Source organism: Bifidobacterium longum subsp. longum JCM 1217 (genome assembly GCF_000196555.1).
In the GTDB taxonomy this organism is placed as follows: domain Bacteria; phylum Actinomycetota; class Actinomycetes; order Actinomycetales; family Bifidobacteriaceae; genus Bifidobacterium; species Bifidobacterium longum.
Window position 1 is genome coordinate 1,471,402 of sequence record NC_015067.1, and the last position, 19,931, is coordinate 1,491,332.

Below are 19,931 nucleotides of genomic sequence, written 5' to 3' on the forward strand. Positions count from 1 at the left end.
GCTCCCTCTGATGAGGGAGCTTCTTTTCTACTAAGGAGGCAATGTGTCCACTCCGGAATTTGTGTTGGAATTGCGTAAGAAGATCGGCCATGATCTGTTGTGGCTCAATGGCGTGACCGGTTGTGTACTGAACGAACATGGTCAACTGCTGTTGGGCCGTCGTTCGGACACGGGCGAATGGGCGATGGTCTACGGCATCAACGAGCCGGGCGAACAGCCGGCGGACACGGTGGTGCGCGAAATCAAGGAGGAGACGGGCATCGATGCCATCGTCACCGATTTGGTGGCCGTCACCTCGTCAAACAAGGTGCTGACCTACGCCAATGGCGACAACACCATGTACATGGATCATTCGTTCCTGTGCGCCCTGAAGCCCGGCGGCAATGCCGAGCCGTTCGTAGGCGACGAGGAAAGCCTGAGCGTCGGCTGGTTCGATCTGGATGACCTGCCCACTCCCCTGGCGGCCAGCACGAGCGAGCGGCTGGAGCTGTTCCATACTTACATCGAGAACAAAAAACACGGCGACGCCCACGCCCTGTTCCAGTTCGATGGGCAGCAGTACTAGCGGATATAAAGTTAGCTCCCTCTGACGAGGGAGCTCCAATGCTATGCGATTACGCCTCTTGGGCTAGGAGCTCGTGGAGGTGGGCGCGGTGTTGCTGCTGTTCGCGCGGGTCGGGCACGGGCAGGGAGGCCAGCAGCTTCTTGGTGTACGGGTTCTCCGGGTGCTGCATAATCTGGTCGGCATCGCCGTGCTCCACGATCTGGCCCTTATGCATCACCATGATGCGGTCGGCAAGCATATCGACCACCGCCAAATCATGGGTGATGAACAGGCACGCGAAGCCGATTTCCGCCTGCAGTCGCTTGAACAGCTCCAACACCTTGGCCTGCACCGACACGTCCAATGCAGAAGTCGGCTCATCGGCGATCAGCAGCGACGGCTTCAACGCCAAACCACGCGCCAAAGACGCCCTCTGGCGCTGGCCGCCGGACAGCTCATGCGGGAAACGGTTCATGTAGGCGCGCGGCAGCTGGACCATCTCCAGCAGATCGCCCACATAGTTCTTGGCATCGGCCACGGAACCGTACTTGTGGTGCACGAGCAGCGGCTCGGCCACATTCTCCGCGATGGTCATCAGCGGGTTGAACGAGGAGCCCGGATCCTGGAACACGAAACCAATGTCCGCGCGCTTGGGCTTGAAGTCACGCTCCTTGACGCCGTTCATCTCGATGCCGAGCACGTTCAGGGAGCCGCCGGACACCTTCTGCAGGCCGGCGATGGCACGGCCGGTGGTGGACTTGCCGGAACCGGACTCGCCCACCAGGCCCAGCACTTCGGAGCGGTGGATGGTGAAGTTCGCGCCGTCCACGGCCTTGAAGTCGGGCTGCATGAGATGGCCCGGGTACGTGATGGTCAGGTTCTTGGCCTCGACGGCGATCGGCTGTTCGCGCCAATCGGCCTTGCGCTCGATCGGTTTGCCCTCGCGGTCGCGCACGACCAGCTTCTGACCGATGCGCGGCACGGCACCCAGCAGTCGCTTGGTGTAGTCGTCCTTCGGATGGTAGAAGATCTGCTCCACGTCGCCCTGCTCGACCACGTGGCCGCGGTACATGACGACCACCTGGTCGGCGATGTCCGCGATCACGCCCATGTTGTGGGTGATGATGAGCACGGAGGCGTCGAACTCGTCACGGGCGAGGCGCAGCAGGTCGAGAATTTCGGCTTGCACGGTCACGTCGAGGGCAGTGGTGGGCTCGTCGGCCAGAATCAGGCCGGGGTTCAGCACCAACGCCATGGCGATGACGATGCGCTGCTTCTGGCCGCCGGAGAACTGGTGCGGGTAGTAGTCCACGCGGGTTTCGGCATCCGGGATGCCGACCTTCTTCAGGATGTTGATGGCCTTGGCGCGCAGTTCCTTCTTGTCCTTCATGCCGTGGGCGCGCAGGCCCTCTTCAATCTGCCAGCCGATGGTGTACACCGGGTTCAGCACCGAATTGGGCTCCTGGAACACCATCGCGGCCTCGGAACCACGCACTTCGCGCAGCTGTTCGCCGCTCAGGGAGAGCACGTCCAGCGAATCGGAGCCATCGCGCTTGGACAGGTAGACGGCACCGGAGGTGGTGGCCGTCTCCGGCAGCAGCTTGATGATGGAGCGCGCGGTCACGGACTTGCCGGAACCGGATTCGCCGACCACGCCGACCACGGTCTTGCGCGGAATGGTGAAGTTCACGTCCTCAACGGCCTTGATGGAGCCGGCGTCGGTCATGAAGGAGACGGACAGGTCCTTGATATCGGCGAGATTCTTGTTGTTTTCGCTCATCTCTCACTCCTTGCCTTCCGGCTTGCCCTCGCCGGTCCATTCGGAGGCGACGATGGTCGGGTCATGGTCGGTGACGGTGGCCGGCGGGTCGACGTTCGCGTCGAGTTCGGCAATCACCTCGTTGCGTGCGGTCGGCTTCTCGTTTGGGTCGACGGACGTGTCTTCGATCGATCCGACCACTTCGCCGGCGGACTTGCGGGCGCGCAGACGCGGGTCGGCCAGATCGTTGAGCGATTCGCCCACGAGCGTGATGCCGAGCACGATGAGCACGATGGCGATGCCCGGGAACACGGCAGTCCACCAGATGCCGGCGGTCACGTCGGAAACCGAGCGGTTCAGGTCGTAGCCCCATTCGGCGGCGGCGGTCGGCTCGATGCCGAAGCCGAGGAAGCCCAGGCCGGCGAGGGTCAGGATGGCTTCGGACGAGTTCAGCGTCAGGATCACCGGCAACGTGCGGGTGGAGTTCTTGAACAGGTGCTTGGTCATGATGCGCCAGGTGGAGGCGCCGACCACGCGCGCGGACTCGACATACGCGGATTCCTTGATGCGGATCACTTCGGCGCGAATTGTGCGGAAATACTGCGGGATGTACACCACGGTGATGGAGATGCCGGAGGCCAGGATGCCGCTCCACAGGCCGGACTGGCCGTGGGAGATCATGATGGCCATCAGAATGGCGAGCAGCAGCGAGGGGAAGGAGTAGACGGCGTCGGCGATCATCACCAGAATGCGGTCCACCCAGCCACCGTAGTAGCCGGAGACCAGGCCGAGCAGCACGCCGGCGAAGATGGAGAGCAGCACGGCCACGACGATGGCGATGACGGCGGTGCGTGCGCCCCACACCACACGGGAGAACACGTCGAATCCGGCGGCGGTGGTGCCCCAGATGTGTTCGGCGGAGGGTGCGGCCTGCGCCGGGAAGGACGTGCCGTCGGCGGCCTTGATCTGGGCGTGGCCGTAGGGGGCGATCAGCGGGGCGAAGAGGGCCACGAGCAGGAAGAACGCGGTGATCGCGAGACCGGTGATCAGCATGCCCTTCTGCCAGCCGACCGCCACGCGCAGTTCCTTGATGATCGGGATCTTGGTCCAGAACGGCGTCTTGGTGCTGACGTTGAGCTTGGTGAGGCGGTCGTCACCGGGGACGGTGATCTTGTCTTGGGATGCGGTGGTCATCTCAGTACCTCACTCTCGGGTCGATAAGCGCGGCGATGACGTCGACGAGGAAGTTGACGACGGCCACGATGATGGCGATAAGGATCACGATGCCCTGCACGGCCACGAAGTCACGGGCCTTCAGGTACTGGGACAGCATGAAGCCCAGGCCCTTCCATTCGAAGGTGGTTTCGGTCAGGACCGCGCCGGCGAGCATCAGGGCGATCTGCATGCCCATGACGGTGATGATCGGGATCAGGGCCGGTCGCCAGGCGTGCTTGTTGAGCAGGCGCTTTTCGGAGACGCCGCGCGAGCGGGCAGCCTCGACGTAGCCGGAATTGTAGGTGGAGATGACGTTGGTGCGTACCAGACGGATGAACACGCCGGCGGTCAGGAGGCCTAGGGCGACGGCCGGCAGCACGGCGTGGCGCAGCACGTCGACGAGCACGTTCATGTCGCCGAGCTGGATGGCGTCGATGATGTAGAAGCCGGTCGGCGATACCAGACGGGTGAACTGCATTTCGGAGTTCAGGTCGGAGCGGCCGGAGGCTGGAAGGATGTTGAGCCAGACAGCGAAGATGAGCTTCAGCACGAGGCCGAGGAAGAACACCGGGGTGGCGTAGCACAGGATGGCGAAGGTGCGGATGCCGGCGTCGGCGGCACGGTCGCGTTTGCGGGCGGCGAGTCGGCCTAGGCCGATGCCGACAATCAGCGCCACAATCAGGGCGAGGAAGGCCAGTTCGAATGTGGCGGCGCCGTAGTGCGTAAGAATGCTGATCACCGGCTGGTTATCGGTCAGCGTCGTGCCGAGGTCGCCGTGCAGCAGGCCGCCAAGATAGTCGACGTATTGCACAATCAGCGGGCGGTCATAGCCGGCCGCGTGGATGCGCTGCTGGAGTTCGGCGGGTGTCAGGCGGCCGCCCAGGGCGGCGGAAATCGGGTCGCCGGTGGCGCGCATCACGAAGAACACGATGGTGACCAGAATGAAAACGGTGGGAATAATGAGAAGGAACCTCGTCAGCACGAAGCGGAAGAAACTACCTGACAGTCGGTTCTTCTTCGTCTTGGCTTTCGCCGGAGTGGTGCTGGAGGTCGCTATGGCGCTGTCTGACACGCGATGCTCCTTGGTGTTGGTAATCGGTATATAAAGCAATAAAGGCTCCCCTCTCCGAGGGGAGCTGGCGGCGAAGCCGACTGAGGGGAGTCATACGAGTTGGGCTCCCCTCAGTCTGCCGTCGGCAGACAGCTCCCCCCCCCCTCAAAGAGGGGAGCTCATGCTGGATCAGCCCTTGGTGACGGAGGCATAGCGGAAGCGGAAGGAAGCGTCGAGGGTGACACCCTTCACGGAGGTGCCGGTGACGGCGACCTGGGCACCCTGCAGCAGCGGGATGGTGGAGAGGTCTTCGGTCTCGAGCTTCTGAATCTGCTTGAGGATGTCTCCACGAGCGGACTCGTCCTTCTCGCCGGCCTGCTTGACGATCAGGTCGTTGACTTCCTTGTTGGAGTAGCCGTTGTTCACGAAGTTACCATCGCGGAAGAACGGGGACAGGTAGTTGTCCGGGTCGGAGTAGTCCGGGAACCATCCAAGCTGGTAGACCGGGTACACACCGTCGGAATCGTCGGTAACCACACGATCCTTGTTGTACTGGGTCCATTCGGTGGACTGCATGTCGACCTTGAACAGGCCGCCTGCCTCAAGCTGGGACTTCAGGGCAGCGTACTCGTCGGCGGAGACGGAGCCGTAGTGGTCGTTGTTGTACTGGAGCTTGAGGTCGACCGGGGTGGTGACGCCGGCGTCGGCGAGGACCTTCTTGGCCTTCTCGGTGCTCGGCTTGCCGTTGCCGTCGCCGTAGGCGGACTTCAGCGTGTCATCGTGACCGGCCAGGCCGTCCGGGATGAAGGAGTACATCGGGGTGTAGGTGCCCTTGTAGACCTTGGTGGAGAGCTCTTCGCGGTCGATGAGGTTGGCGACGGCCTGGCGCACGGCCTTGGCCTTGTTGGCGTCGGCATCGGGCTGGGATTCGCCGTAGGGCTGAATCTTGAAGTTGAAGGCGATGAAGCGCTCCTCACCGCCCGGGCCCTTGACGACCTTGACCTTGGAGTCCTTGGAGAGGTCCTCGATGTCGGTCGGGCTCAGGGAGCGGTAGGCCACGTCGACCTGGCCCTGCTGGACGGCCATCTTCAGGTTGGAGGCGTCGGCGAAGTACTTGACCTGCACGACGGAGTTCTTGGCCGGGGTCAGACCCTTGTAGGAGTCGTTCTTGGCGTAGGCGGCGGACTCGTTGATCTTGAAGGCTGTCAGCGTGTACGGGCCGGCGAAGGCCTTCTTGGAGACGATGGTGTCGGCGTCGGCGAGCTTGTCGGCGTCGAAGGTATCCTCATCGACGATCGGGCCGGCGGGGCTGGACATGACCTGCTTCAGGGTCACGTCGAAGGGCACGGAATCCTTGAACACCACGGTGGTGTCGTCCTTGGCGGTCACGGATTCGACGTTGGCGAGCAGGGAGCTCGGGCCGTTCGGGTCGTTGATCTTCTTGATGCGATCGTAGGAGAACTTGACGTCGGAAGCGGTCAGGTCGTTGCCGTTGGCAAACTTCAGGCCGTCCTTGAGCTTGACGGTGAATTCGGTGCCGTCATCGTTCCAGGTACCGTCATCGGCGGCGATGTCCGGGCTCAGTTCGGAGGTGTTGTAGTCCTGGGCGTACAGGAACGGGAACACCTGGATCTGCACGGCGTATGAACCGTTGTCGTAGGAGCCGGCGGGGTCCAGGCTGGTGATCTTATCGGTGGTGCCGATGGTGATGGCGTTGCCGGAATCGGCGCCTGCGGCGGTGTCATCCTTCACGCCGCCGCAGGCGGTCAGGGATGCGATGGCGGCCACGGAGACGGCGGCGGCCAGAATCTTCTTGGAATTCAACAGGAATCCTCTCTCATAACTTGTTTCCACGTCATCACTGCGGGCGTGGATTACCGCCTGACTATGGTGCGGATGTGTTACCTCTGCGTTTCCATAGTCATCGACTTATGTTTCGCTTGTGGCGACCAAGGCCGGTTTTATGCGGTATCGAGCAGTATTACGGATTCTTGTATTACGACGTGAATAACGGTCACATGGTGAGACAAATATACTATCATCTCACCATGTGACCATGTTCGTAGACGAATGCCTTCCATTCGTCAACCGGTCGGCCTACTGCTACTTGAGCTTGCGGCCCGCGCACCACACCTGTTCGACCGTCCAGTCGGCCGGGTCCGCAAGGTTGAAATCGGCGGCGAAGCCGGGGGCGATGAGGCCGATCGGCGCCCCGGTGACCGGGTTCGGCCGGTCGAAGCCGAACGCCTTGGCCGGCGTCAGAGTGGCCGCCTCGACCGCGTCCACCGGGCTGAAGCCCAGTTCGTCCACCGCACGGCGCACGGCGACCTCCAGCAGCAGAGTGGAGCCGGCGATGGCGCCGTTGGAGACCAGGCGCGCATGCCCATCGACCACGTTCACGTCCAGCGCGCCCAACTTGTAGGCGCCGTCCGGGCAGTCGGTGGCGGCCATCGCATCGGTCACGAAGGCCGTGCGGTGAGGCGCGAACCGGAAGGAGAGGCTCACCATCGGATCCTGCACGTGGAATCCGTCGTTGATGAGCTCGATGGTGACGCGCGGATCTTCCACCGCAGCCGGAATCGGACCGGGTTCGCGGTGATGCAGGCCGTTCATCGCGTTGAACATGTGGGTCATGATGCCCGCGCCCGCGTCGAAGCCGGCTTTGGCGGTCTCGTAGTCGGCGTCGCAGTGGCCCACGGCCGGCACCACGCCGGCAGCGGCGAACTGGCGGATGGCGGAGATGCCGTGGGGCAGTTCGGGGGCGATGGTGATCTGGCGGATGCAGCCAAGCTTGCCGGAGGCGGGGTCGGCACCGGAGGCATCAAGCATCTTATCGACGATGTCAGGCACCGGATCCTTGAGACATTCCGGGTCATGTGCGCCTTTGCGCGCCAGGGCCAGGAACGGGCCTTCCAGATGGCAGCCTAGGATGTCGGGGCGGCCGGACTCCATCTTGGCGCGGACGGTGCGGATGTTGCGGCAGATCACGTCCACGGGGTTGGTGATCAGCGAGAGCACCTGGCGCGTGGTGCCGTGCACGGCGTGGCCGGCCCGCGCCACGTCGATGCCGTCCGGCCCGTCATCGAAGCTCTTCTCCCATGCGCCGTGCGCGTGGATGTCCACGTAGCCGGGGGTCAGAATACGGCCTTCGGCGTCGATGACCGCGTTGCGATCGGCCGGGTCGAGCCCCACCGTGCGGCAGTAGTGCTCGAAGGTCTCCTCCCCCGTGCCGGCCGCCACGATGACGCCGGCGGCATCGGAGACGACCCAATATCCGCGCCGTTCGCCGCGCGCATCCACCTTGCGCGCGTTACGAATCGCCACCGGAGCCGGCTTGCCCTCCAGTGCCGCGGTCACGCGCGAGACTATCTCGTTCCTATCAGACATGTTGTTCTCCTTACCGCTCATGCGCTCCCGCTGGCGGGAGCCAGCACACGATAACTCAGATGCCCTGCCAGGCCGGCTTGTGGGTGTAGGCATAACGGTAGTAGTCCTTGTGGCGCAGGCGGGACGCGGCCTCCTCGTCCACGATAATCGTGGCGTGCGGGTGCATCTGCAGCGCGGAAGCCGGGCAGAACGCTGACACGCCGCCTTCCACCGTCTCCTCGATGGCTTCGGCCTTGCCGGCACCGAACGCCAGCAGCACGAGGTGACGGGCCTTCATGATCGTGCCAATACCCTGCGTGATGCAGTGGGTGGGCACTTGGTTGATGTCGTTGTCGAAGAAGCGCGCGTTGTCGATGCGGGTCTGTTCGGCCAAGGTCTTGACGCGAGTGCCGGAGGCCAACGAGGAACCGGGCTCGTTGAAGCCGACGTGGCCGTCGGTGCCGATGCCGAGGATCTGCACGTCGATGCCGCCAGCGGCTTCGATGGCACGATCATAGGCCGGGCCGGCCAGCGCGACTTTGTCGCCGTCTTCGAGCGGAGTGCCGTTGAGTACGTCGCCGGGCACATGGACCTTGGCCGGGTCCAGGCCAAGCGGTTCGACCACGGTGCGATGGATGGTCGCATGATAGGACTCGGGATGGGTCAGCGGCAGCCCGATGTATTCGTCAAGCGCGAAACCACGCACGCCCGAAACGTCAATGGCCTCGTCCTTGACGATCTTGGCGAGCGCCTGATAGGCGGCCAGCGGGCTGGAGCCAGTGGCCAGGCCCAGCACAGCGTCCGGCTTTGCTTTGATCAGGTCCGCCACGCAACGGCCGTAGATCTCGCCGGCCTCGGCTTCGTTCTTGACAATGATGATTTCCGGCATCGGTTTCCTCCAGTTCCGTGCGGCCCGCCCGATGCGAGTCGCTGTACCGCCGCCCGTCTTGCGGATAATGGCAACATCCTTGTCACGTCCGGGTGCCGCGCGGCGTTCCAACCACCGTTCGGCGTAGCGCCGATTGGTGATTCGCTATTTGTTAATGATACTAACAATTTTGGACCTTATGAACACTCACGGTGTTTCCTGACGCTTCACACAGGTACACTGGAATTTATTAGTGAAGTTTCATAACAGTTTCAACGACGAAATTGCGCTTCACCGTCTAAGCTGTGTATGGAACAACAATCGCCGTCCACTCGCTCACCATCAGGCAGGAGGAAACATGTCATATCTCGGTCTCAACACAACGACCGACGACCATGCGGCCAAGGCTTCCCCCGCCGATGTGCGCCGCAAGAACCGCCAACTTATCTTCAGGTTGTTGTTCCCCACCAACCAGTATTCGCGCGCCGAGCTCGGCCGACGCACCGGATTGAGCCGCGTGGCCGTTTCCGATGTGGTCGGTCGGATGCTGGAGGAAGGATTGCTGCGCGAGACCGGTCAGGCACCCAGCGGCGGCAAAGGCAAACGAGGCACACTGCTGAGCATCGATATCGATCGACTGCGCATCATCAGCATCGACCTGACGCAGGAGCACCTGCTGCACGGCGCAGTCACCAATCTGCTCGGCCAGCCGCTGCGTCACGCCGAAGTCACCCTGAACACCGGCTCATTCGTTTCCGTGGATGTGATCATCGAGCTCATTGAGAAGATGCTGGGCATGTCCGATGGCGAGGTCATCGGCATCGGAGTCGCCTCCCCCGGCGTGGTAGACAACGGCGTGGTCCGCTCCTCCACGATGCGCGGCTGGAACAATCTCGACCTGTCCACGCCAATCGCCGAACATTTCGGACTTGAAGTAAACGTCAGCAACGACGCCACCGCAGCCATGCTCACCGAACGTTTCTTTGGCCAAGGCGGGCCGAATATGCTTTTCGTGCGCATCGAAAGAGGCATCGGTTCGGCGATTCTGCTCTCGGACACGCCGGTAATCGGCGAACTGCACGCGGCTGGCGAGCTCGGCCATATTTCCATCGATCTTGACGGGCCGCCGTGCCCTTGCGGCAAGCACGGTTGCTTGGAGACGATGATTTCCGGAACCGCATTGAAGAAGCAACTCAGCGCAGCAGACGTGGAGCAGCATCAGAATATCCTTGCTCGGGCGGGCCGCTATCTTGGCCAAGCCCTGGCCATGCCTGTGGGCCTTTTGGATATGGCAGACGTATGCGTCTATGGCCAGCCGAACATCATCAACGCGACGTTCATCGGCGCGGCCCAGCAATATCTGGATGCCGCCACATCCTCGTCCTTCCACAAACACACGGTGATTCGGCGCTGCGAATGCGGACCTGACATCACCGTACAGGGCGAGGCCATCGCCGTGGTCTTCCAACACTTGGCCAAATAAAAGCCGGTCACCCCGGCAACGAAACGCGCAAGACCAAGCGCGGCACAGCACGACATAAAGCGATATAGGACTGCGTGGGAGATGGGGCCTCGGAGACAAATCTGAGGCCTCATCTCCCATGCCCCGGCACTATGCCAGGCTACGCCGCCATGGCGGCACCGATGGCTCCGACTGGTTGGCCGACAGGTGCCAGACGCAGCCGGGCCGGCAGGTCCAGCGTTTCGAGGAATCGGCATTGCGATTCGCGCCGGCGCAGCTCAGCCGTGATCACCTCGACCAATGGTTCGCCGGTTTTGGCCATGCCACCGCCCAAGATGATGAGTCGCGGATCAACGGACTGAGCCAGGATTTGTATGGTGTCGCCGATGGCGCGCACTACCATGTCCAGCACATCGACGGCCTCGGCCTCCCGCTTTTTCGCGCGACGAATCAGGTCGGGCATCGGCGGGTCGGCGTTGGGCCACAGACGTCCCACGGATGCGCCCGAGCAGACGGTTTCCAAGCATCCGTATTGCCCGCAAGGGCACTTGAGGCGATGAGGTTCGACTGGGATATGGCCGATTTCGCCGGCCGCACCGCTATAGCCATGCATCAGCACGCCGTTTTCGACAATGCCCGCAGCCAGTCCGGTGCCGAAGTTCAGGAACGCAATGGTACCGGCCATGCCATCTGCACCGCCCAACACGGTGGCCGCGCCGACGGCGGCGGCGTTGACGTCGTTTTCCACATGGGCCGGCACGCCCGAACGCTGCGAGATCAACGGCCCCATATCCAGCGAGACCACGTCGAGATTCACGATATTGCCCACATGCCCGCTGGCCGAATCCACCGTGCCCGGGGTACCGACACCGATGGCCCTCACCTCGTCAAAACGCTCACCCGCCGCCTGATGCGCTACAGCGACGATGTCTTCGATCACGGCATCGTTGCCATGTCTGGCGGGAATACGGGCGGAACCCAATACCGTGCCCATTGCGTCAACCAGCACAGCTTCGATTTTTGTTCCGCCCACGTCAACACCGATTTTGAGATTGTTCATAGTGTTTTCGGACATCAGTCCTCCCCTGTTCTTCATCGAACGTTTCGCTTGATATCAGTGTACATCTGACTATTGACAACTATCTTAACAAATTCACCCAAGACGACACTCACATGCACGACACGCCGAATGACATATTGATTGCGTCAATCAATTAACAGCGTTAATATCTTAATCAAGTTCAGATTCAAAGACGAGCGGAACAACTCGCAGCAGTGCAGACAAGGAGGACTTAAGACCGATGGCAACAAACACCACCCACGCCACTTCCCAGGCCAGTGTCTCCGAATCCAACCGCTCCCGCATCGTCAAGCACCTGTATCACAACGGCATCAGTTCCCGCGCGCAAATCGCCAAGGCACTGGAACTCACCCCCGCGGCCATCACCAAAATCACCGCACGCCTTATCGAGGCCGGCATGATTGAAGAGACCGGCGATCTGGAAGGCTCCAAGAACCGCCGTTCCATCGGACTCAAGCTCAACACCACGCACTTCCGCATCATCGGCATCAAATTCGCCCGCTCGCTGGTGCAGATCGGCGTGTTCGACCTGTGCGGCAACACCCTGAGCTTTGAAAACCTGCCCACGGTGTGCGACAACACCATCAACGACTCCATCGTCACCATCCACCAGCGCGTCGAACAACTGCTCGACAACGACCCATCCATCGTGGCCATCGGCATGGCAGTGCCCGGCCCCTATCTGCGTAACGTAGGCCGCACCGCCGTGGTGTCCAACATGCAGGGCTGGCGCAAAATCAACTTCATCGACGAATTCGCCACCGCTTTCCGCGTGCCAGTGTTCATCGAACAGGACGCCCGCGCCGGCGCCCTCGCACATTATCTCTTCGACCCGTCGGTGCACGCCGACGACAACCTCGCCTATTATCTGGTCGGCGAAGGCGTGGGCCTCGGCGTCATCGACAACGGTCGCCTCATCAACGGCTTCCTCGGTGCCGCCACCGAAATCGGACACATCTCCATTGACGTCAACGGCCGCCCCTGCGATTGCGGCAACATCGGCTGCCTTGAACGCTACTGCTCCACCCCCGCCATTCACGATACGCTCATCGCCGATGGCACCGTGGTTCCCGGCGCGGCCGATATGACCCACACCGAAGCCGCCCGCGCCCTGTTCGCCAAAGCCGGCGACGGCGACGAAGCGGCAATCGCCATTGTCCGCGAAGTCGCCCGATACGTCGGCTACGGATGCGTCACCATCTTCAATGGATACAATCCCGAGCACATCATCATCGGCGACATCGTGTCCGAAGCCGGCCCGATACTGCTCGATGAGGTGCGCGCCACGGTGGCCGAACGGGCCATCCCCGAAATCAATGCCTCCACTTCCATCAGCCTATCCACCTTGTCCGCCGACGCGGCGGTCTCCGGTGCCGCAGCAGTGGCAGTGACCCAATTCCTCGAACACCCCTCGGTGTTCTTCGACGTCTCCTAAACCAAGCGCCGACATCACAAGATTTTCCATACGAAACACCCGATAAAGGAAACAAAGGAAAGGAAACCAACCATGACTACCCCGATCGTTCTGAGCCTCGGTGAACTGCTGTGGGACATGCTGCCGAGCGGCAAGCGAGCCGGCGGCGCCCCCGTCAACTTCGCCTACCACGCGATGAAGAACGGCACCGAAGGCTGGGCCATCAGCGCGGTCGGCGAGGATGAACTCGGCGACGAACTGATTGCCAAGGCCGACGAGGCCGGCATCAACACCGTTCTTCAGCGCAACGCCTGGCCGACCTCCACCGTCGAAGTCGCACTGAAGAACGGTATCCCGGAGTACACCATCGTCAAGGGCGTGGCTTGGGACCACATCCTGTACACCCGCCAGCTCATCGACGTGGTCTCCAAGGCCGACGCCGTCTGCTTCGGCACCCTGGCCCTGCGCTCCCCCGAATCGCACGCCACCATCACGGAGCTGCTCAAGCACACCAAGCCGGGCGCGATGAAGTTCTTCGACATCAACCTGCGCGGCGACCACTACTCCAAGGAACTTATCGAGGAACTCCTCAAGGCGGCCACCGTCTTCAAGATCAACGACGAGGAACTCCTGCTGCTGCGCGACATGTTCGACATTCGCGGCACCTCCGGCGAAGACGCCTCCCGCTGGTTCCTCGAGGAATTCGACCTCGACTACGTGATTCTGACCGCCGGCTCCGCCTACTCCACCATCATCTCCCGCAAGGGCGAGGTCTCCACGCTGGACACTCCGCACGTCGAGGTGAACGACACCGTGGGTGCAGGTGACTCCTTCTCCGGCACCTTCACCGCACGCATCCTGCTGGGTGACACGCTCGCCGAAGCCCACCGCAAGGCCGTCAACACCGCCGCCTTCGTCTGCACCCAGGCCGGTGCCTGGCCCGAGTACCCGGCCGAGATGCCCGACTATCTGGCTGAAATCGGCAAGTAATCCACTCCCACCCCATTTTCCCGATGGCTTTGCCGCTCTATACCGGCAAAGCCATCTTGTTCAGAGGAGTCACCATGTCCATTCGCGACACCGTCACCGGCGTCCAGCATGTCGGCATTCCGACCACGGACCTCGAAGGCACCATCGCCTACTACGAGCGTCTCGGCTTCGAATGCCTCGGCATCTATCCCAACGGTGAGGACCGCTGCACCTTCCTGCGCCTGAACAACCTGACCCTCGAGGTGTGGACCATGAACCCCACGCCTATGGAAAACGGCGCCATCAACCACTTCGCGCTGGATTCGACGGATATCGAAGCGTCCTTCGCCGAAGCCCAGAAGCTCGGCCTGAACTTCGTGGAAGGCTCCATCCAGCACATCGACACCTTCTGGAGCAACGGCATCCGTTACTTCAACGTGCTTGGGCCGAACCACGAGGTCATCGAATTCTGCCAAATCATGTAACGCCATGATGACATCCGATAACGGAACCATCACTATTCACTAGTCATCATCCATTGACCGATAGATCTGTCGTACGTCCATTCATAGAGAAAAAGGGAATTCAAAATGAGTAGCGAAACCACCAAGACCGGCAACGCCGGTCTCGTAAAAATCGCGCCTGTGATGTTCGCGTTCTTCGTCATGGGCTTCGTCGACCTGGTCGGCACCGCCACGAACTACGTCAAGGCTGAGTTCAATCTGGCCAACGGCACCGCGAACCTGTTCACCACCATGGTGTTCTTCTGGTTCCTGATCTTCGCCGTGCCCACCGGCATGCTGATGAACAAGATTGGCCGCCGCAAGACCGTGCTGTGGTCCATTCTCGTGACGCTGGTCGCCATGGCACTGCCCATCATCGCCTACGTGGCCCTATCCGGCACCGCACGTCTGGTGCTCATCGTCATCTCCTTCGCCTTCCTCGGTATCGGCAACACCTTGATGCAGGTGTCTCTGAACCCGCTGCTCACCGTGTTCGTCAAGGGCGACAAGCTCGCCTCCACCCTGACGCTCGGCCAGTTCGTCAAGTCCTTCGCCTCCCTGTTCGCCCCGTACATCGCCATCTGGGGCGCCACCCAGCTCGGCATGTGGTGGATACTGTTCGTGATCTATCTGGTCGTCGGCATCGTCGGCTACGTGCTGCTCGCCATCGACAAGATCGACGAACCCGCCCCCGACGCCGGCACCACCACCATCGGCCGCTGCTTCAAGCTCCTGTTCTCCGACCGCATCGTGCTGCTCTGCTTCCTCGGCATCGTGGCCCACGTGGGCGTGGACGTCGGCATCAACGCCCAGGCGCCGCGTATCCTCACCGAGCACACCGGCGACACCTTCACCGAAATCGCCGCCACCGCCACCATGGTCTACTTCGTGGCCCGTATGATCGGCTGCTTCACCGGCGGCATCGTGCTCTCGAAGATTTCCAACCGCGTCGGCATTCTGGTGTGCGGCACCATCATGACCGCCTCCACCGTCTGCTTCGCCATCTTCTGCTCGATCACCTCCAACCCGCCGGTCGCCCTGTTCTGGGTGGCCGTGGCCCTGGTCGGCTTCGGCAACTCCAACGTGTTCTCGCTCTTCCTCTCCCACGCGCTGATGTACCGTCCGGAGCGCCAGAACGAAATCTCCGGCCTGATGCTCATGGCCCTGATCGGCGGCGCCATCTTCCCGCCCATCATGGGTGCCCTGGCCGACGCCATGAGTGCCCAGCTCGGCGCCATCATCGTGATGTCCGTCGGCTGCATCTACGTGCTGGTCATCGGCGTTGGATACAAGGCCATCATTGAAGGCAAGAAGGCAGCCGTCAAGGCCTGACGATCGGCCTGGCTGCGGCTTCCTGAAGCCGATATACGAAAAGCCCTGTGCGAATGATCCGCACAGGGCTTTTCGTATATGTACTTGTCGCTTGGCTCAGCGGGACCCGTCAGGCATATCAGTTTCGGTGTCGATGACGATGGTCACCGGCCCGTCATTGACCAGTCCGACCCGTATATGCGCGCCGAAACGACCTTCCTTCACCGGCACTCCCCCGGAGCGCAACGCCTCGTTGAACTTGATCCACATGAGATCGGCATGCTCGGGCTTGCCGGCCTTGATGAAGCTCGGGCGATTGCCCTTGTGCACGTCGGCGAACAACGTGAACTGCGAGATGGAGAGAATCTCACCGCCGATGTCCTGAATCGAACGGTTCATCTTGCCCTGCGCATCCTCGAACACCCTGAGATTCAGAATCTTATGGGCCAACCAGGCGATCTGCTTGTCGCCGTCCTCATCGGTGACGCCCACCAGAATCATGAATCCCGGGCCAATCTGCTGCGGCTCGAACGTGGGATCCAGCGTGCCCAATTCATTGACCACGTCCACGGACGCTTCGGATACTCGTTGCAATACGACTTTCATGGTTCCCTACAGTACAACGTGTGCAGTCACCAGCCGGTAACGTACACGACCGACTGGTGACCGGTAATATCTGCACTGCAGTTCATCGTTTACCGCTTCATTCGACGACGAGACCGATAGTCATCACGAACACCACCAAGAAAGTCCGGCGCGCTGAGGTCATCAAGGTCAGCACCTCCGCGCACGGCGGTCGCGGCACAGGCAACGGCCTCAAACGAGGCTTTGATTCCCTGTCCATCGGCATGAAAATCAGTGGCGCATCGCGGTGAGATACCAAAATCACCAGCCGTCTGTTCGGCGTCGATGTTCGCGCCCAGAAACACAAACTCCCAATGATAGCGTTCACGCTCATAGGTAATCATCTGCTTGATCTGATGCAACGAATATCGACGACTCGCGTTCTCATACCCGTCAGTAATGATGACAAACAGCACATGTTGAGCACGGTACGCTGCCGCAGTATGTCGTTGCGTCACGATCATGCGGTCAATGGCCAGCCCAATCGCATCCAACAACGCAGTGCTACCGCGCACCCAGTAATCCCGGCTCGTCAAATCGTTCACTTCGCGGATGTCGAGGTGATTATGCAAGGTTTCGATTCGATGATCGAACAGTAGGGTCGTTACCCTGCACTCGCCGGCAATTGTTCGCTGCTTGGACAGCATGCTGTTGAAGCCACCGATGGTGTCTGATTCCAGACCTCCCATCGATCCGCTTCTGTCGACGACGAACACCAGTTCCGTACGGCCGTTATTGCCATTGTCGTTCTTGCCCATGATGAATCCTTTCGCTCATTCGCCAGCCGGATTGTCGGCGATATCAATGAGCTTCGCATCATGGGACCAGTCCTAGGTCGCTTGGCAAGCGACAATATGCCGCGTATCGGCAGCAGGTCAGGAGACGAGCGTACCGCTCCGCATCATTGCCCAAGCAACGGCTGATCGTATCGGAACAACATCTCGTTAATAGTGAATACATCAAACATCTCATGGACGATGAAGAATTCCACGATCACATCGAATTTCACGCTGTGCGACAGCGCATACCCGGCGCACGCCAATATATCTTGCGTCTCGTCAATATTCAGCCGTAAGGCAATGGCCAGTGCCAAAACCGTTTTCTTGCTGGGCATATAGCCATCGCCACAGCGAATTTTAGAGAACAGTTTACGATTGATATTCGCTCGTTTATATACCTCCACGTCGGAATATCCTTTGGCGTCGATAAGCCTCAAGAGAATGATGTTAAAAGGTTCATCCAGATTGGAGAGCACCGCATCATCCACATGCCCGGCGGATTTCGGCGATGGAGCTGCCGACGGCGCCGAGTAGACAGGCGTTTCACCCATATCGCCCAGGAAATCCGGCATGTCCAAGACGCCGGAAGGTACGGCCCTATCCGCCTTCGGCTTATTATCCGAAAACCGTTGGAGAGCAAGCAGCTCATACGTTCTGCTTCCTAGCGTATCTTCATGCTCCGCTACATAATAATCATCAATATATGCGCGAAGACGTTTGTCAATACTGCTGCTTATTTCGAAAGCGGTTTTGTCGAATACGCATAGGTATACGTCGAGATCGTGTCCGGAGTCGGCTGCGTCGCCCAGGAATCGGCGAATCTCATCGAGGGCCACATGAAGGGCCTCGGCTTTCGGATATCCATAGATACCGCTGGAAATCAAGGGGAAGGCGATGCTGGCACACCCCTGCCGTGCCGCGAGTTCCATCGAATTGCGATAGCACGAACGCAGCAGACGTTCTTCATCATGCTTGCCGTCTCGCCATATCGGGCCTGCGGTATGAATCACATAGCGTGATGGCAAATTGAATCCCGGAGTGATAACCGCCTCACCGGTATGAATGGGAGCAAACCGATCGCAGGCAGCAGCCATGCGCGAGACTCCCGCAGCGCGGAATATCGCGCCGCACACTCCCCCACCCATGGCGAGCTGCGTGTTTGCCGCATTGACTATGGCGTCCACCTTCATCTTCGTAATATCCTGTCGGACCAATTCCAGCGGCATATATCCTCCCTGATTACGGCGTAGCATAATAGCCTCTACACATCGTGCAATCGGCAGCCCTGAACTAAGTCTAAATCGTTTCTTCCCCGCAAGTTCGTCCAACTGACATATCCGACACGAGAGAATAGCGGGAAAACAAGGAATCAACGGAGCAATAACAGAAAGCCGCTCAGCCTTACTTTCGTAAAGCCAAGCGGCTTGTTTCCGCCGAGGCGGATTGGTGGAGGCGCGGGGAATTGAACCCCGGTCCGATGACCGAGCCCACAGTCTTCTACGTGCGTAGTCTGCTGGCCAAGTTGGCGATTTTTCTGCCCCCATCGATGTCGCAGACAACTGATGGCGAGCATATCCGCAGTTAAAGTCCCGATGCAGCCCTGAGGCTCAACTGCATCAGCAAGTCTTCTAAACGACGCTCAGCATCCTCCCAAAGACGAGGAGGAGTGAACGGAGCGGCTGCTCACTGGTTAATCCTGACTAAAAATCAGGCAGCGAGAGCGAACTCAGTGCGGTTAGATTTAGCACTTATTCTTTTGCCGGGGTCATCCACGAGCGGACCCGGCGTTCTCGGCACGCTTCCCTGCAGCGAACAGGTCACCGTCGAAACCGATCGCCCCCAATCTTGAGTTATCAAGCTTCCGGCTTTTCGGCCGGACTTTTCAGCATACACCCTATGGCGCTACTCGCGCAAATCGCCAGCAGCGAACATCGCCCCGGAACCAACGAAGCCAACGAAATCGCCGTCACTTGATGATGGGCTTCTGGGATGAGGAAACATCAATCTGATGTTTCCCGGCAAAGCCAGCCGTGCCAGCGGTGATGTTCTTGTCGATTTCCTCGACTTCCGCCAACTTCAGCTTCAGTTGCGAAGAGTCGCCCCAAATGATTACGCGGTCACCGTCGTTAAGCGTGGTAGTCACCGAATCCTGCGTCTCAGCGGTGACCTTGGTAATGGACTTACGCATCGATTCCGGCAACGCGCCCAGAATCGTCAGCGTCTCCTTCACCGAACGGTTCTTGAGACTGGCGTCTATATCCTTGACCTCGATCACCGGGATGCCATCCACGTTGGCGTTCTTCACCGAGTTCAACACACGCGCCTGGGAATCCACCGCGGTCAGGGTATCGCCTCTTTTCAGCATGGCCGCGGGCCGTTGCGCCTTGACTTCCACGCTCATCGACTTGGGGAACTGTTTGGAGACCTTGGCCTCGCTGACGCCGGGAATGGACTTGAGTTGCTCTGTGACCTCATGGGCGGAGACCAGGAACAACGACTTTCCAGCCTGCTTATCGGCGATGACATGGATGGTCTGCGCACTCACCCATTCGTTGGCACCGGATACGCCGATCTCGCTGGTTTCCAGACGAAACACCGACGAGAAAAGCAGCAGCCATGCCAGCCCCGCCACTACAGCCACACTGACGACCGCAATCAACACGCGTAACGCAACGACGCGCACGTTTGCACGCTTGCGTTCTTTGGCGCGTTCGGTGAAATTCACCACTTTCGGGCGTGATGCGACTCCTAGGGAGCCGGTGGTCTGATGCAGCGTTTCGGCAACGTAATCCTCGCTGTGCAACCGCCGTGCATCGACGAAGGCACCGGCCTGGCCCTTGGCTACCGTCGCATCGTCGATGATCTCCGGCTCGTCGATCTCATGACCGGAAGACACGGACCGGGGAGCGCGAGACTTCGACGAGCGACCCGTGTTTCCGCGTGAACCGATGGTGCGCGGCTTGCGGGAGCTCCCAGACGAACGAC

At 60.6% G+C, this 19,931-nt stretch carries 17 protein-coding genes and 1 other RNA gene; 6 read left to right on the forward strand and 12 right to left on the reverse strand.

Annotated elements, in window-relative coordinates; genetic code table 11:
• Window positions 1-43: 43 nt before the first annotated feature.
• Window positions 44-565, forward strand: a complete 522-nt coding sequence (locus BLLJ_RS06460; protein WP_007057255.1) for an NUDIX hydrolase — start codon at window positions 44-46, stop codon at window positions 563-565.
• A 49-nt stretch (window positions 566-614) separates the two neighbouring features.
• Here the strand turns inward: BLLJ_RS06460 and BLLJ_RS06465 are convergent, their stop codons facing one another.
• From BLLJ_RS06465 to nagB, 6 genes are all read right to left on the reverse strand, one after another.
• Window positions 615-2,324 (reverse strand): dipeptide ABC transporter ATP-binding protein, encoded by a 1,710-nt coding sequence (locus BLLJ_RS06465; RefSeq protein WP_007052568.1) that lies wholly within the window; start codon window positions 2,322-2,324, stop codon window positions 615-617.
• A 3-nt stretch (window positions 2,325-2,327) separates the two neighbouring features.
• On the reverse strand, window positions 2,328-3,497 hold the full coding sequence (locus BLLJ_RS06470) for an ABC transporter permease (RefSeq protein ID WP_007052567.1): 1,170 nt from the start codon (window positions 3,495-3,497) through the stop codon (window positions 2,328-2,330).
• Between the two features lies 1 nt (window position 3,498).
• Window positions 3,499-4,590 carry an ABC transporter permease gene (locus BLLJ_RS06475; protein WP_007052566.1) on the reverse strand — a complete coding sequence of 364 codons (1,092 nt, stop codon included), beginning with the start codon at window positions 4,588-4,590 and terminating at the stop codon, window positions 3,499-3,501.
• A gap of 168 nt (window positions 4,591-4,758) precedes the next feature.
• Window positions 4,759-6,393, reverse strand: coding sequence for an ABC transporter substrate-binding protein (locus BLLJ_RS06480; protein WP_007057390.1), 1,635 nt, complete (start codon window positions 6,391-6,393; stop codon window positions 4,759-4,761).
• A gap of 279 nt (window positions 6,394-6,672) precedes the next feature.
• Window positions 6,673-7,956, reverse strand: coding sequence for an N-acetylglucosamine-6-phosphate deacetylase (locus BLLJ_RS06485; RefSeq protein ID WP_007057958.1), 1,284 nt, complete (start codon window positions 7,954-7,956; stop codon window positions 6,673-6,675).
• A 55-nt stretch (window positions 7,957-8,011) separates the two neighbouring features.
• Window positions 8,012-8,824 carry a glucosamine-6-phosphate deaminase gene (gene nagB, locus BLLJ_RS06490; protein WP_007052563.1) on the reverse strand — a complete coding sequence of 271 codons (813 nt, stop codon included), beginning with the start codon at window positions 8,822-8,824 and terminating at the stop codon, window positions 8,012-8,014.
• A 337-nt stretch (window positions 8,825-9,161) separates the two neighbouring features.
• Here nagB and BLLJ_RS06495 point away from each other — a divergent pair, with 337 nt between their 5' ends.
• Entirely contained in the window at window positions 9,162-10,286 is a 1,125-nt protein-coding gene (locus BLLJ_RS06495; RefSeq protein ID WP_007052562.1) for an ROK family transcriptional regulator, read from the forward strand.
• A gap of 139 nt (window positions 10,287-10,425) precedes the next feature.
• Here BLLJ_RS06495 and BLLJ_RS06500 read toward each other — a convergent pair whose 3' ends face one another.
• Window positions 10,426-11,340, reverse strand: coding sequence for an ROK family protein (locus BLLJ_RS06500; RefSeq protein WP_023658453.1), 915 nt, complete (start codon window positions 11,338-11,340; stop codon window positions 10,426-10,428).
• Between the two features lie 226 nt (window positions 11,341-11,566).
• Between BLLJ_RS06500 and BLLJ_RS06505 the strand changes: the two genes are divergently transcribed.
• The 4 genes from BLLJ_RS06505 to BLLJ_RS06520 all read left to right on the forward strand — a co-directional run bounded on the left by BLLJ_RS06505 (window position 11,567) and on the right by BLLJ_RS06520 (window position 15,564).
• The gene (locus BLLJ_RS06505; RefSeq protein WP_007052560.1) at window positions 11,567-12,781 is read left to right on the forward strand and encodes an ROK family transcriptional regulator; all 1,215 of its coding nucleotides are present in this window, start codon (window positions 11,567-11,569) and stop codon (window positions 12,779-12,781) included.
• A gap of 72 nt (window positions 12,782-12,853) precedes the next feature.
• On the forward strand, window positions 12,854-13,750 hold the full coding sequence (locus BLLJ_RS06510; protein ID WP_013582817.1) for a carbohydrate kinase family protein: 897 nt from the start codon (window positions 12,854-12,856) through the stop codon (window positions 13,748-13,750).
• Between the two features lie 74 nt (window positions 13,751-13,824).
• Window positions 13,825-14,214, forward strand: a complete 390-nt coding sequence (locus tag BLLJ_RS06515; RefSeq protein WP_013582818.1) for a VOC family protein — start codon at window positions 13,825-13,827, stop codon at window positions 14,212-14,214.
• A 105-nt stretch (window positions 14,215-14,319) separates the two neighbouring features.
• Entirely contained in the window at window positions 14,320-15,564 is a 1,245-nt protein-coding gene (locus BLLJ_RS06520) for an MFS transporter (protein ID WP_013582819.1), read from the forward strand.
• A 96-nt stretch (window positions 15,565-15,660) separates the two neighbouring features.
• Here BLLJ_RS06520 and dtd read toward each other — a convergent pair whose 3' ends face one another.
• The 5 genes from dtd to BLLJ_RS06540 form a co-directional block, all read right to left on the reverse strand.
• Window positions 15,661-16,149, reverse strand: coding sequence for a D-aminoacyl-tRNA deacylase (dtd, locus tag BLLJ_RS06525; RefSeq protein ID WP_013582820.1), 489 nt, complete (start codon window positions 16,147-16,149; stop codon window positions 15,661-15,663).
• 89 nt (window positions 16,150-16,238) lie between these two features.
• Entirely contained in the window at window positions 16,239-16,925 is a 687-nt protein-coding gene (locus BLLJ_RS06530; RefSeq protein ID WP_007052555.1) for a vWA domain-containing protein, read from the reverse strand.
• 143 nt (window positions 16,926-17,068) lie between these two features.
• Window positions 17,069-18,172, reverse strand: a complete 1,104-nt coding sequence (locus BLLJ_RS06535; RefSeq protein ID WP_007056379.1) for a macro domain-containing protein — start codon at window positions 18,170-18,172, stop codon at window positions 17,069-17,071.
• A gap of 218 nt (window positions 18,173-18,390) precedes the next feature.
• Window positions 18,391-18,787: a transfer-messenger RNA gene (gene ssrA, locus BLLJ_RS10100) on the reverse strand.
• 125 nt (window positions 18,788-18,912) lie between these two features.
• Window positions 18,913-19,842, reverse strand: coding sequence for a cell division protein FtsQ/DivIB (locus BLLJ_RS06540; protein WP_013582822.1), 930 nt, complete (start codon window positions 19,840-19,842; stop codon window positions 18,913-18,915).
• Window positions 19,843-19,931: the final 89 nt, after the last annotated feature.